The following is a 13,230-nucleotide window of genomic DNA, read 5'->3' as shown; positions in this document are numbered from 1 at the left end:
GAAAACTTCTTAATATTGAACTCATCGAAGCCCGTCTGAAAGAACCTGGAAGGCAACCTTTGCCTTTCGGTCTGGCGCTTTGATGTCCAGTAATCAAGGAGCAGCGTCATGAACCTGAATCGTTTTAAACGTTATCCGTTGACCTTCGGTCCTTCTCCCATCACGCCCTTGAAGCGCCTCAGTGAACACCTGGGAGGCAAGGTCGAGCTGTATGCCAAACGTGAAGACTGCAACAGTGGCCTGGCCTTTGGCGGGAACAAAACGCGCAAGCTCGAATACTTGATTCCCGAAGCGCTCGAGCAAGGCTGCGATACCTTGGTTTCCATTGGCGGTATCCAGTCGAACCAGACCCGCCAGGTGGCCGCCGTTGCCGCTCACCTGGGCATGAAGTGTGTGCTGGTGCAGGAAAACTGGGTGAACTACTCCGATGCGGTGTATGACCGCGTTGGCAATATCGAGATGTCGCGCATCATGGGCGCCGACGTACGACTGGACGCCGCCGGGTTCGACATTGGCATCCGGCCCAGTTGGCAGAAGGCCATGGACGATGTGGTGGAGCGGGGTGGCAAGCCGTTTCCGATCCCTGCCGGGTGTTCCGAACATCCCTACGGCGGCCTTGGGTTCGTCGGCTTTGCCGAAGAAGTGCGTGAGCAGGAAAAACAACTGGGGTTCACGTTCGACTACATCGTGGTCTGCTCTGTGACCGGCAGTACCCAGGCCGGTATGGTCGTCGGTTTCGCCGCGGACGGCCGTTCGAAGAACGTTATCGGCATTGATGCCTCGGCCAAGCCGGAGCAAACCAAGGCCCAGATCCTGCGTATCGCCAGGCACACCGCAGAGTTGGTGGAACTGGGCCGTGAAATCACCGAAGACGATGTGGTGCTCGATACACGTTTTGCCTACCCGGAATACGGTTTGCCCAACGAAGGCACGCTGGAAGCCATTCGTTTGTGCGGGAGCCTGGAAGGTGTGCTGACCGATCCGGTGTACGAGGGCAAATCCATGCACGGGATGATTGAAATGGTTCGCCGTGGTGAGTTCCCCGAAGGCTCGAAAGTGCTGTATGCGCACTTGGGTGGGGCGCCTGCGCTGAATGCCTACAGCTTCCTGTTTCGCAATGGCTGATTAACGCCAATAACCAGGGAGCTCACAAAGCGATGGGTGAGTCGGCACCGATATTGAATGTCACGACCCCATCGTCGAATCGCCACCCGGAGCACGTTGCTCCTATCCAACCGCCGGGAGTACCGCCATGCATGCGATAACGCAATCCGCAGTCTGGATCAAGGAGCCTTCGGCGGATGCCGGAGTGGTGATCGTTACCAGCGCCGCGTTGCCTCAATACATGATCGACAAGCTGCATGTGGCGATAGATGAGTGGGACCAGGTGGCTTATCTAGCCGTCAAACAGTCCGAGGCGTTGATGCTCGACTGGTTGCAGGTCGGGTCCAGCCCGGAGCCGTCTGTCGGGGGCTACGCGTGCCATGCCAGCCAACTGTTGCGCGGCGTCTGCCACGGCAGCTTTTTACTGGATGTCGAAACTGGCAGGAATTGCGGCATGACGTGGCTGGGGTCCGTCTTTGGTCATCCACTGCGCGTGGTCGAACTTGGAAAAATAGCCTCCTCCACTGCACAGATGGATCAACAGGTGGAGGCGGTGTTAGCGGCGACCCGAAGCCTGGCGAAAAGCGTGTTGCAGGCACGCGGCGTCATTTAACCAAGGACTTGGTCCATTCGCCTGTTGGAACAATAAAGGCATCGCTTATGAGCCGAACCGTCGACTGTCGCACCCATGCAATGAAGTGGATGCGCGAGCCTTCAAGTGGCACGCGTATCGTGGTCATCGTGTGCGGGCTTGATAGCGCTCATATTGACTTGATCCATCAGGGGTTCAGCTGTTTTGACAATGTTGCGCTGATCCATGTCGATACGGTGAACACCGTGCCTGGCAAGCGCGTTGATGTGCAAGGGGTCAAGAGTGACTGTTCTTTTGTCGTGCTCGGTGAACTGGATGAGCGTTTATTGCATAGCCTTTCCATGGGTAAGCGATGCCTCTACTCCATAGCGCCAGACGGGTCGGCCGAATGTTCGGTGATTGCAGCAGTAGAACAGGTCAAAAACTTCGCCCGAGTGAGCAATTCCCGTCACCTTGAAACGATACCCGACAGCGTCAGGAACTGCCCGTGAACCTGTCGGAGACCACACGTAGAAAACCACGACCTCAAACGCTGTCGCCGACCGCCAGAATGGTCGCCACCAAGGCCAGGGCGCGAGGCACCAGGGTGTCCAGTTCCAGGTATTCGCGATCAGTGTGAACCTTGCCACCCACCGGACCGAGCCCGCACAGGGTTGGAACGCCCAGGCTGGCGGTGAAGCCGGAGTCGGCGCAACCGCCGGTGAATTCGCCTTCGACGCTGAAACCCAGCGCCAGTGCTTTTTGTTGGTAGAGGCTTAGCAGTCGTGCGCTGTGGCGTGCTTCCATCGGTAGAAAGGTCGTCGCTTCCTTGAGGACAGCCCGGGTGCCGATCACTTCTTCTTCGGCGATGATGGCCTGGATTGCGCTGAAGATCTGGTCCCAGTGCTTGAGTTCAATGAAGCGCACGTCCAGCCGGGCGCAGGCGCTGGGCGCGACGGTGTTGCTCGACGTACCACCGGATATCAGCCCAACGTTAGTGGTGATGCCTGCCGGGTAATCGGTCAAGGCATGCAGCTTGATGATCTTGCGTGCCAGGGCCTCGATGGCGCTGGCCCCGTCGGCATGGTTGACCCCGGCATGCGCCGCGCGGCCGCTGACTTCGATGATCAGCGTGGCCCCGCCTTTGCGTGCGCTGACCACGTTGCCGCTGGCCCGGCCGGGTTCGGTATTGAGCACGGCGCGGGCGGCACGGGCGGCGTTTTCGATATGGGGCCTGGCGCTGCCGGAGCCGATTTCTTCGTCGCCGGTGTACAGGACCTGCACCGGATAGGGCAACCGGCCGGCGCGCTTGAGGGCCATGAGGGCGAAGCAATTGAGCACCAGGCCGCCTTTCATGTCGGCGACGCCGGGGCCATAGGCGAGGTTGGCGTCGCGGCTGTAGCCGCGAGTCGTGGTGGTGCCTTTGGGGAAGACCGTGTCGCGATGGCCCAGCAACAGCACCGGTTTTCCAGAATCGCCTGGCACTTCGGCGAGCAGCACGTCACCAAAACCCTCGACCGGTATGCGCTTGAGCAATATGCCGTCGGCCTCCAGTTCAGCCGCGAGCAGCGCGCCCACAGCGTCGACACCCGCCTTGTCATAGCTGTTGGAATCGGTGTCGACGATACGCCGCAGCAGCGCTTCCATGGCTTGGCGCTGGTCGGCAAGCCAGTCCAAGGCCTGTTGTGGCGTGGCGCTCATTGCGCCTGCTCCCGTAACTGATGTTCCCGCGTCAGGCGTGCCGCGTCGTTGCCCAGGTCCCAGAACAGCCCGGCCATGATTTGCAGGCTTTCCTTGACCACCGGCGCCAGCAAGTGTTCGTTCGGCGCATGCTGTGAACAGGCCGGGTACGAGTGCGGCACCCACAATGTTGGCAGGCCCAGCACGTCCGCGAACACGTCGTTGGGCAGCGAGCCACCGAGGTTTGGCAGCAGCGCAGGTTTTTTGCCGGTGGTCTGTGCCAGGGAACTGAGCGCCCAATCGACCCAAGGGCTCTGCGGGTCCAGCCGAGTGGCATGCATCACATCGATGCGGCTTTGCTTGACCTCGACATTGCTGAAGCCATGCGCATCCAGATGGGTACGTACCGCCGGGATAAAGGTCGTGTAGTCGCTGTCGACCACGAAGCGGATATGGCAGTGGGCGTTAGCCTTGCCGGGAATCGCATGCACCGGGGCGTCTGGGTTGCCGGTCTTGAAGGCGATGACGTCGAGGGTGTTCCAACCGAACACCTTTTCGCTCAGCGAAAGCGCCGGGTTACCCCAGTTGGCGTCGATGTCCGGATCGCCCGGTCCGCCACCCACGGCAATATCGGCCAGTGCCTGTCGAACCGGCTCCGGCAGTGTCTCGGGCATCAGTCCCGCCACTTTCACCCGACCGTGTTCATCGACCATGCTCGCGATGGCATTGGCCAGGATGATGCCGGGATTGGCCAGCAACCCGCCCCAGTTGCCGGAGTGATGGGCGCCCTCACGTAAATTGACCACCAGCTCGAAGTTGAATACCCCGCGTGAGCCGAGAAAAATCGTCGGGCGTGATGCCGCCAGGCGCGGGCCGTCCGAGGCGATGAAAATATCCGCCGCAAGCTCTTTGCTGTGCGCGGCACAGAATGCGTTCAAGCCCGGCGAGCCTTCTTCTTCGCCCATTTCCAGCAGCAGCTTGACGTTGAAACCCAGTTGGCCATCGCGCGCCTTGAGCGTTTGTTCCAGCGCGGTCAGGTTGATCAGGTGCTGGCCTTTGTTATCCGCCGTGCCGCGGCCGTACCAGCGATCGCCTTCGGCAATGACTTGCCACGGCGACAGGCCTTCGCGCCATTGCGCCTCATAGCCGCGCACCACATCACCGTGGCCGTAGCTGAGCACGGTCGGCAGGTCCGGGTGTTCAATGCGCGTGGCGATCATGAAAGGGCCGCGCTCGGCCACCGGGTTGTCATAGATCTTGACGCTGAAACCCATCGCCTCGACATGCGGGGTGATGAAGTCATTGAGGTAGCGATACAGCTCGGGCTGGCTGTCCGCTGCCTGGCTTTCGGTGTGCAGGGCGACGCTACGTTCGAGCAGATTGAAAAACTCGCCGTTGTCGAATTGCGCTGTGGTGTTGCTGATAGCCAGTGAACGACTCATGAGTGGACAAGCTCCAGTGTTTGGGCAGAAGTGTCGTGAAGGTGGCAACGCACGTTGCCGCCGATAAGCGGACTATTGGCCGGGTAGGCCGTTTTGCAGGGGGCGAAGCAGCTCGGGCAGCGCGGATGGAAGGCGCAGCCGGACGGCGGTGACATGGGGTTGGGGAAGGTGCCGTGCAGGCCGATCTCGGGAATGCCCAGGCGCGGATCGGGCGTGAGCACCGAATCCAGCAAGGCACGTGTATAAGGGTGGCCGGGTTGAGCGAACAACGATTCGCGCGTGCGTTCTTCGACGATGCGCCCCAGGTACATCACGGCGACCCGGTCGGCGAGGTGTTCGATGACCGCCAGGTTATGGCTGATCAGCAGATAGGTCAGGCCGAATTCGCGCTTGAGGTCCTGCAGCAGGTTGAGAATCTGCGCCTGCACCGACACGTCCAGCGCTGATGTGGGCTCGTCGCAGATCAACACGTCAGGGCGCATGATCAGCGCCCGGGCAATCGCCACCCGCTGGCGTTGCCCGCCGGACAGCTGGCTCGGGTAGCTGTCGATCACCCGCTTGGGCAGGCCGACCACATCAAGCATCGCTTCGGTCTTCTTGCGTCGCTCGGCGGTGCTGCCGATGTCATGCACGATCAGCGGCAGGGTAACGATTTCGCGCAGGGTCTTGCGTGGATTCAGCGAGGAATACGGGTCCTGGAAAATCGGCTGGATATGCCGGGACATTTCCTTGCGATCAGTCGCCGCCAGGTGTTTGCCATTGACCAACACGTCGCCGCTGGTGGGCGGCAACAGACCGAGCAGCATCTTGGCCAGGGTACTTTTGCCGCAACCGGACTCGCCCACGAGACCGAGGGTCTCGCCACGCATCAGGCGCAGGGAAACACCATCAACAGCCTTCAGGGTGGCGGCGGGTTTGAAAAAGCCCTGGTTGATCCGAAACTCACGGCGGATGTCACACAGCTCCAAAGCGATGTCTTTTTTCATGACCTTGCACGCTCCTGAAGGCGAATCGGTGCCGGGGCCGGGGCGGCGAACAGGCAGCGCGCCATGTGCCCGTCCTGTTCGACTTCGGGGATGTTTTGCGCGCAGGCCGGGATCGCCTGACCGCAACGATTGCGGAACGCACACCCTTGCTGTGCGCCGACCAGGCTCGGCACCAGGCCTGGAATCGAACCCAGCGCCTCACCCGGTTTGGTCCGGCCAGGGATTGGAATACTCGCCAGCAGACCCCGGGTGTACGGATGCTGCGGGTTCTCGAACAGTTGCAGGGCAGGGGCGGTTTCGACGATTTCCCCGGCATACATCACGGCGACCCGGTCGGCGATCCGTGCCACCAGCCCAAGGTCGTGGGTGATGAAGATCACCGCCAGGCCGAGTTCTTTCTGAATGTCGCGGATCAAGCGCAGGATCTGCGCTTGAATGGTCACGTCCAGCGCCGTGGTGGGCTCATCAGCGATGATCAGGTCCGGTTCGCACATCAACGCCATGGCGATGATCACCCGCTGGCGCAGGCCGCCGGAAAGCTGATGCGGATACTGACGCAAGCGCTCGGTGGCATTGCTGATCCCGACCCTCTCCAGCATCTGCGCGGCGCGCGCCAGGGCCTCTTTGCGTGAGACCTTGCGATGCTGGGTCAGTACCTCGCTGAGTTGATCGCCAATGCTGTAGGCCGGGTTCAGCGAGGTCATCGGCTCCTGGAAGATCATCGCCAGGCGGTTGCCGCGCAGGTCGCACATGCGCCGCTCGCTCTGGCCGAGCATGTCGATGCCGTCCAGCGTCAGCCGGGACGCGGTGCGTTTTGCCTTGCGTGGCAACAGGTCCATCAACGCCAGCGAGGTCAAGGATTTGCCGCAGCCGGATTCCCCGACGATGCACAGCATTTCACCGCGCTCGACTTCAAAATTCAGGCCGCGTACGGCATGCAGCATGTCATCCGGCGTCGGGCTGTTGCCCATGGGGATGTCCACGCGCAGGTTTTCTACATGGAGTAGTGCCATGTTCGGTTCCCTCTATCAGTTACGGCGGTCTATCAGTTACGGCCGTCGGGCAGGATCAGATCGCGCAGGCCATCGCCGACGAGGTTGATGCCCAGCACCAGAATCATCAGGGCGACGCCGGGAATGGCGATGACCCACGGGGAAAAGAACATGTAGGGTTTGCCTTCCGCGATCATCAGGCCCCAGGACGGCGTCGGTGGCTGCACGCCAACCCCGAGGAACGACAGTGCTGACTCCAGCAGGATCGCGTGGGCCATTTCCAGCGTCGCGACGACGATCAGTGCGCCGACCAGATTGGGCAGGATTTCACTGGCTAGAATGCGCAGGGTCGAGCAGCCAAGCGCCTGGGCTGACGCCACATATTCAGCATCGCGAATCTGTTGCACCGAGGCCCTGACCACCACCGCGAAGCGATCCCATAACAGGCAGCCGAGCAGCACGATCACCACTTTCAGTGAGCCACCCATCAGCGAGGCCGAGGCCAGCGCGACCATCACCACCGGCATCGCCAGCCGGGTGGTGATCAGGTAGCTGATAAACCCATCGACCTTGCCGCCGTAGTAGCCTGCCAACAGCCCCATGACCGTGCCGATAAAGCCGGAAATCAGCGCCGCTGCAATGCCGATGAACAGCGAAATACGTGCGCCGTAGAGCAGCCTCGACAGGTAGTCGCGGCCCAGCTTGTCGGTGCCGAGCACGTATTCCCAGGTGCCGTTGGCCATCCATACCGGCGGTTTCATGCGCAGCATCACGTCTTGCGCATAGGGGTCGTAAGGTGCCAGCCACGGCGCGAACAGTGCACCCGCGAAGATAATCAGCAACAACACTGCGCCGATGGCGAAACCACGATGACGCAAGCTCTTGCCAAGTACTCGGCTCAGGCTGCTCGGTGGTGGCAGGTAGTCATTGATCGCGAGGGTAGTGGGGGTGCTCATGTAAGCCTCCTAGCGCACGCGAATACGCGGGTCGAGCAGTGCGTTGAGCACATCGGCCAGCAACGTGAGGATGATGTAGATCACTGCAATCAGCAGGACCACGGCCTGTACCACCGGAAAGTCGTCACGGGCGATGGCGTCCCAGGCAAGTTGCCCGATGCCCTGCAGGGAGAACACGGTTTCGATCACCACCGAGCCGCCGAGCATGAAGCCGAACTCCACCGCCGCCAGCGCGACAACCGGAATCAGGGCGTTGCGCAGTGCATGCTTGAACAACACGCGGGCAGGGCGCAGGCCCTTGGCGCGGGCGGTGCGGATGTAGTCGGAACTGAGCACATCAAGCATGCCGGCGCGGGTCAGGCGCATGATTGCCGGCGTCGCGTAGTAGCCCAGGGCAATGGCCGGCATGACGAAGTGCAGCAGGGTCGAGTTGCCGGACACCGGCAGCCACTTGAGCGTCACCGCGAACACCACGATCAACATCAGCGCAAACCAGAAGCTTGGCATTGCCTGACCCAGCACCGCGATGCTCAAGGCCAACCGGTCAATCCAGGTATCGCGTTTGACTGCGGCCAGTACGCCCAGTGGAATGGCCACCAGCAAGGCGATCCCCAGCGCCATGGCACCCAGCCCCAGGGTAATCGGCAAGCGGCTGGCGACGAGGTTGTAGACCGATTCCTGAAAGAAAAACGAGTTGCCCAGGTCCAGCCGCAGCAAATCGCCCAGCCAGTTGAAGTACTGGGTCGGCAGCGGTTTGTTCAAGCCGTACTGCACGCGAATCTGTTCGATCTGTTCGCTGGTAGCTTCCGGTCCGCCAATGGCGGTGGCGAGGTCGCCGGACAGGTGCAAAAGAGAAAAGCTGATCACCGACACGGTAATGGCAACGCAAATGGCGATGCCCAGGCGGCGCAGAAGGAATCCAAGCATGGCAAGTTTCCTCATATCCAATGGATGACAAGTGTGAGGACGTGTCCGTGGCGCACGAGAGTCCGTGCGCCCGGTGACGTATTACTTCCACGTGGACTCGACGAAACGCGGCAGCTCATCCGGGTACGGTGTGAACGCGAGTTCCGAGGTGTAGGCGTAGTTCATCGAGTAGTTGAACAGCGGCGCCCAGTAGGCCTGCTCGCTGATGCGTTGCAAGGCCTTGCGGTAGTTGTCCTTGCGCACTTGCGGGTCGAGGGCATTGTCGGCGGTCTGTAGCCAGCCCTGGACTTGTGGGTCCTTGATATTGTCGTCCGGATTGCCCTTGAACCAGGTACCGGCCGACGCCGAGGTGTCGAGGATCGAGAACGAGCCCCAGGCCTGAAACGACATGGGCACCTTGCCGCCACGTTGCTGATCGCGCAGGGCGGCGTACTTCAAGTAGCGCAGCTTGGCGTTGATGCCCACCGCGCGCAGGTTGCCGATGATGGCTTCGACGTAATCACGGTCGCGATAAGCGAAGATTTCTGTCTCGAAGCCATTCGGGTAACCGGCTTCGGCGAGCAGCGCCTTGGCCTTGGCGGGGTCATAGTTGTAGACCGTGGCCGCGGTGGTATCGCAACCGAACTGGCCTGGATAACAGGCAACCTGCAAGGGCTTGGCTTCGCCACCCACCAATTGCGTGGCCAGCGCATTGCGGTTGATCGCATGGTTGATGGCCTGGCGCACCTTGAGGTTCTTCATCGGTGAGTTTTCAGTGGAGGTGCCGCGTGCATCAAGAATCAGGAAACCGATGCGCATGGTTTCGCCACTGGTCACGGTCAGGTTCGGCATACCTTTGAGGTCGACCGCCAGATCCAGTCGACACCGTCGGTCATCAACTCAGCCAGGCGGGTTTCTGCATCCGGGATCACGCGGAACTTGAGGTGGCTGATATGGGGCTTGCCTTGTGGGCTGTCCGGGAAGTAGTCCTTGTTGATCTCCATGGTCACGCCTTCGCCGGCCACCACCGACACGGCTTTATACGGCCCGGTGCCAATTGGCTTGCGACTGAATTCGGCCAGGCCGACCTTCTCGAAGTACTGCTTGGGAAACATCGGAACGGCGTTGGACAGGTATTCCAGTGCCGGCGGGAAAGGCTTCTTCAAATACAGGCGGACGCTGTAGTCACCGGTTTTTTCGGCGCTCTTGATCCAGTCTACGTTTTGCACGGTAACGACTTTCGCTTCGGGCGACACCACGTAGTTGAGGGTGAACACCACGTCGTCGGCGGTGAAGGCGTCGCCGTTGTGAAATTTGACGCCCTTGCGCAGCTCAAAGTCGAGGGTGGTGTCGTCGACCTGTTTCCAGCTGGTGGCCAGCATGGGTTTGTATTCGCCGCTTTTGGGATCGCGGTAGATCAGGTTGTCCCAGATCAGCCGGCCGAGAATCACGCCTTCGCGTAAATCGTTGTGATAGGGGCTGATGTTTTCAGGCTCGCTGTCGGAAGCGTAAACCAGGGTGTCGTTGGCTTTGCCGGCATGCGCCGGAAAGCTGCTGATAAGACCCATCAGCGCAATACTGCAGGCGAAACCTTTGATGCCCATGCCGTCGTCTCCGTTGGCGAGAGTGGTTGAATCAAAGGGCAGCGAATCGCAAATGCGTAGAAGGAGGAGGAAAAGGACGGGCGCTGTTTTTTTTGGTCTGGACACGAATGTAGGGAAGGGCTATCAATGCCACAAGCACAATATTTCGATACTTCCTTTGCCGAAAAGGCAATCCTTGGGGGCTCCGATGCAGCTGTATGGCGTGCAGTCCACGGCACTGCGCTATTTTCTTGAGGTCGCGCGATGCGGATCGATCAGCGAGGCCTCAATGCGGCTGAATGTGGCGGCATCAGCGGTGAGTCGACAAATTTCCAAGCTTGAGTTGGCCCTGGATGCCAGCCTGTTTGAGCGTCGTGCCCGCGGCATGGTGCTCAGCGAGGCGGGGGCGCGACTGGCGGCTTATGCGCGCAAGTCGCAGCTTGAGGCCGAGCAGGTGGTGCTGGAAATTACCGAGTTGCACGGCTTGCAGCGCGGTCATGTGCATGTGGCCTGTTCGGAAGGATTTGCCTTGGAATACATGCCCAGGAGCATCAGCGCGTTCAGGCGTGAGTATCAGGGCATTCATTTCACGCTGGAGGTCTGTGCGCCCGCTGAAGCGACCGAGAAGGTTCGCTCCGGTGAAGCCGACCTAGCGATGACGTTCAGCCTGACGCCGCAAAAGGAAATCAAGGTTGAACATGTCCTGAGCGGGGCGATTTTTGCCGTGGTCTCCAATGCCCATCCCTTGGCCGGGCGCGAGTCTGTCTACCTCGCCGAGTTGCAACCCTGGCCCATTGCGTTACCCAAGGCTGACACTACGATACGGCAACTCTTCGACATCTGTTGCGGCGTCCAGGGGTTGTTGTTCGACCCGGTATTGACCACTAATTACGTTGCCGCGCTCTACAGTTTCGTCCGTGAAGAGGGAGGCATCAGCCTGGCCAGCGAAATGACCTTGCACCAACAGGTGGCGGACAAGCAGTTGCAATGCTTGCCGATCCTTGATGAAGGCATGCAGGCACGGCGCATCGAACTGCAAAGCATGGCTGGGCGCAATCTACCGGCGGCGGTTTCGGCGTTCAGGGATTTTCTGATCGCTGAGCTGGCGAAGGCGAAGCGGCGTTGAAAAGATGAGGTTACTCACATCTTCCACTTTGGAAGATCAGCGAGTTTTCCCTGGCTTCCGGATGTTTGAAGGCTCTCATGAACAGCAACCTATAGTTTGAGATTTAAACGGTGTGCGTCTGCTACATCAGCACTCCAATTTTGGGCGATGCTCGGGTTCTAATGGTCGGTAATGCCTATTTCTTGAAGGCCTCAAGGTTTTCACGGAGCCAGGCGGACAGCGAACGCGGTGGGGTGCCGGTGAGGTCTTCAACCGTAAAGGTTCGTTCTGTCAGTATGGAATCATGGAAGATGCGATCAAGCCCCACGAGAATCTCGGCTACAAACGGGGAGAGTCCATCGGCAACTAACGCTGAATGCTGTGCGACGGGAGACCGATGGGTATAGGCGACTGTGTGGCCTAACAGAACGGACAATTGCTCGGCAACTTGCGGCATTGTCCAATTTCGAGGCCCTGTCAGGTGATACGCACGCTGTGATCCTTCTGCTACTTCCTCCAGCAATGCTACGCGCGCCGAGTCTGCTACATCTCGAGTGTCTATCAGGTTCACACGTCCATTGCCTGCGGCGCCTGCCCAAGTGCCCGTTGCAACAGCGTTGCCAGCACGCTTGAGCACGTCCATGAAGGTTGTAGGTCTCAATACGGTAGACGCGATAGGTTGTTGACCCAGATGTGCTTCTATCAATGAATGCCAAGCAAATGGATTGAGAGGGGTCGATGGCCCCATCACCGAAAGCTTTACGATGTGCTGCACGCCCATTTCTACGGCAGCGTCAATGAGGGCGATCTCGTTGGCGACTTGTTGGGGTGAAGTGCCGTGAGCAATGAACAGTTTCTCGACACCGACAAGCGCTTTTCTGAGCGTGGACGGCTGATCAAAATCCAACTCGGCAGAGACCACCCCTTGTGGAAAGGTCGTGGATGATTTTTGCCGTGTGAGCGCCAGTATCGTGACGGGGTCTTGCACTAACTGACTGATCAATCGCCTGCCTACACGGCCTGTCGCGCCGGCAACGGCGATGCTGAGTGGTTGCGTCCGATTAGTCGATGGATTGAGCATGATAAAATCTTCCTATACATTGGAACGATCAGTCCAACTATCCTGGTCTGATCGTTCCATGTTGTCAACGGAGGATTTATGAGCGGCAAACCGCAATATGACGAAAGTGCTGTCCTGAAGGCGGCGACGGCTGTTTTCTGGCGGCATGGGTACGCAAATGCATCGGTCAGCGATCTGACTGAGGCAACGGGTTTGTCTCGATCAAGTCTGTACCAGCGGTTCCATGATAAGGATGGGCTCTTCAACGAGTCTCTTCAGCTATATACCGACCGTGTATTAACGCGAATGAGATCGACCCGGGCACAGACCTCCAAGGCAAGCGTAGAAGCACTGCTCCGAGAGTTTCTTCCGAAGACATTTGGCGCAGAGCGTCCGCCTGGTTGCCTGATATCTCGCAGTAACGCTGAGCAAGAAGACCTCACTGCCGCAGGAAAGAAAACCGCGAATTTTGCGGCTTGCCAGCAGCGACAGATTTTTCTGGATATTTTGACTCATGGTCAGTTGGAGGGTGAGATAGGGCAGCATGTCGATTTGGATCTACTGGCTTGGTATTACTTCGGAATACTGCAGGCTGTGGTAAATCTGCCTTCAGTCGGGGCGACTAACCAGACACTTGGCGGCCTCATTGATGTCGCGATGTCGGCATGGCCTGAGAGCCAAGATAGTTCGGGTACTGAAACGACATGATTGAGTAACCCCGATGGTAGGGGGATCCGTTAAATCGTTGAGCTGGCTCAGTAAAGGTGTAAGCACGCGAAGGGTGCTGGGGCCGGTCGAAGCCGCACGTAGCACTTAAGCCTAAGCCCGTACGGCCTCGCTTACAC

At 59.5% G+C, this 13,230-nt stretch carries 12 protein-coding genes and 1 pseudogene; 5 read left to right on the top strand and 8 right to left on the bottom strand.

What is annotated here, in order from left to right; all coding sequences use genetic code 11:
• The first annotated feature begins 108 nt into the window (after positions 1-108).
• The 3 genes from J1G35_RS02570 to J1G35_RS02560 all read left to right on the top strand — a co-directional run bounded on the left by J1G35_RS02570 (position 109) and on the right by J1G35_RS02560 (position 2,187).
• Complete coding sequence (locus J1G35_RS02570) at positions 109-1,125, top strand: 1-aminocyclopropane-1-carboxylate deaminase (RefSeq protein WP_027603421.1); 1,017 nt, start codon at positions 109-111, stop codon at positions 1,123-1,125.
• A 127-nt stretch (positions 1,126-1,252) separates the two neighbouring features.
• Complete coding sequence (locus J1G35_RS02565) at positions 1,253-1,717, top strand: transketolase (protein ID WP_223013284.1); 465 nt, start codon at positions 1,253-1,255, stop codon at positions 1,715-1,717.
• A 47-nt stretch (positions 1,718-1,764) separates the two neighbouring features.
• A complete protein-coding gene (locus J1G35_RS02560; RefSeq protein ID WP_223013282.1) occupies positions 1,765-2,187 on the top strand; it encodes a hypothetical protein in 423 nt (140 codons plus the stop codon).
• Positions 2,188-2,221: 34 nt separating this feature from the next.
• Here J1G35_RS02560 and J1G35_RS02555 read toward each other — a convergent pair whose 3' ends face one another.
• The 7 genes and pseudogenes from J1G35_RS02555 to J1G35_RS02525 form a co-directional block, all read right to left on the bottom strand.
• Positions 2,222-3,376 carry a M20 family metallopeptidase gene (locus tag J1G35_RS02555; protein WP_223013280.1) on the bottom strand — a complete coding sequence of 385 codons (1,155 nt, stop codon included), beginning with the start codon at positions 3,374-3,376 and terminating at the stop codon, positions 2,222-2,224.
• Complete coding sequence (locus J1G35_RS02550) at positions 3,373-4,797, bottom strand: M20 family metallopeptidase (protein WP_053138998.1); 1,425 nt, start codon at positions 4,795-4,797, stop codon at positions 3,373-3,375. The genes J1G35_RS02555 and J1G35_RS02550 overlap by 4 nt, the downstream gene beginning before the upstream one ends.
• Positions 4,794-5,783: an oligopeptide/dipeptide ABC transporter ATP-binding protein gene (locus tag J1G35_RS02545; RefSeq protein ID WP_223013278.1), complete on the bottom strand. Its 990-nt coding sequence runs from the start codon at positions 5,781-5,783 to the stop codon at positions 4,794-4,796. Before J1G35_RS02545 ends, J1G35_RS02550 begins: the two co-directional genes overlap by 4 nt.
• The gene (locus J1G35_RS02540) at positions 5,780-6,796 is read right to left on the bottom strand and encodes an ABC transporter ATP-binding protein (RefSeq protein ID WP_223013276.1); all 1,017 of its coding nucleotides are present in this window, start codon (positions 6,794-6,796) and stop codon (positions 5,780-5,782) included. Before J1G35_RS02540 ends, J1G35_RS02545 begins: the two co-directional genes overlap by 4 nt.
• A 32-nt stretch (positions 6,797-6,828) precedes the next feature.
• Positions 6,829-7,731, bottom strand: a complete 903-nt coding sequence (locus J1G35_RS02535; protein ID WP_053139004.1) for an ABC transporter permease — start codon at positions 7,729-7,731, stop codon at positions 6,829-6,831.
• A 9-nt stretch (positions 7,732-7,740) separates the two neighbouring features.
• A complete protein-coding gene (locus tag J1G35_RS02530) occupies positions 7,741-8,658 on the bottom strand; it encodes an ABC transporter permease (protein ID WP_064053624.1) in 918 nt (305 codons plus the stop codon).
• An 81-nt stretch (positions 8,659-8,739) separates the two neighbouring features.
• Positions 8,740-10,241: pseudogene (locus J1G35_RS02525) on the bottom strand (ABC transporter substrate-binding protein).
• A gap of 187 nt (positions 10,242-10,428) precedes the next feature.
• Here J1G35_RS02525 and J1G35_RS02520 point away from each other — a divergent pair.
• The gene (locus tag J1G35_RS02520) at positions 10,429-11,346 is read left to right on the top strand and encodes a LysR substrate-binding domain-containing protein (RefSeq protein ID WP_223013445.1); all 918 of its coding nucleotides are present in this window, start codon (positions 10,429-10,431) and stop codon (positions 11,344-11,346) included.
• 175 nt (positions 11,347-11,521) lie between these two features.
• Here J1G35_RS02520 and J1G35_RS02515 read toward each other — a convergent pair whose 3' ends face one another.
• Positions 11,522-12,406: an NmrA family NAD(P)-binding protein gene (locus J1G35_RS02515; protein ID WP_223013275.1), complete on the bottom strand. Its 885-nt coding sequence runs from the start codon at positions 12,404-12,406 to the stop codon at positions 11,522-11,524.
• A gap of 78 nt (positions 12,407-12,484) precedes the next feature.
• On the opposite strand from J1G35_RS02515, the gene J1G35_RS02510 reads away from it, so the two are divergent.
• A complete protein-coding gene (locus J1G35_RS02510; RefSeq protein WP_223013273.1) occupies positions 12,485-13,093 on the top strand; it encodes a TetR/AcrR family transcriptional regulator in 609 nt (202 codons plus the stop codon).
• Positions 13,094-13,230: the final 137 nt, after the last annotated feature.

Origin of the sequence: Pseudomonas sp. SH10-3B (assembly GCF_019891415.1) — a bacterium.
Classification (GTDB): Bacteria; Pseudomonadota; Gammaproteobacteria; order Pseudomonadales; family Pseudomonadaceae; genus Aquipseudomonas.
This window is presented reverse-complemented; position numbering and strand designations above follow the sequence as displayed.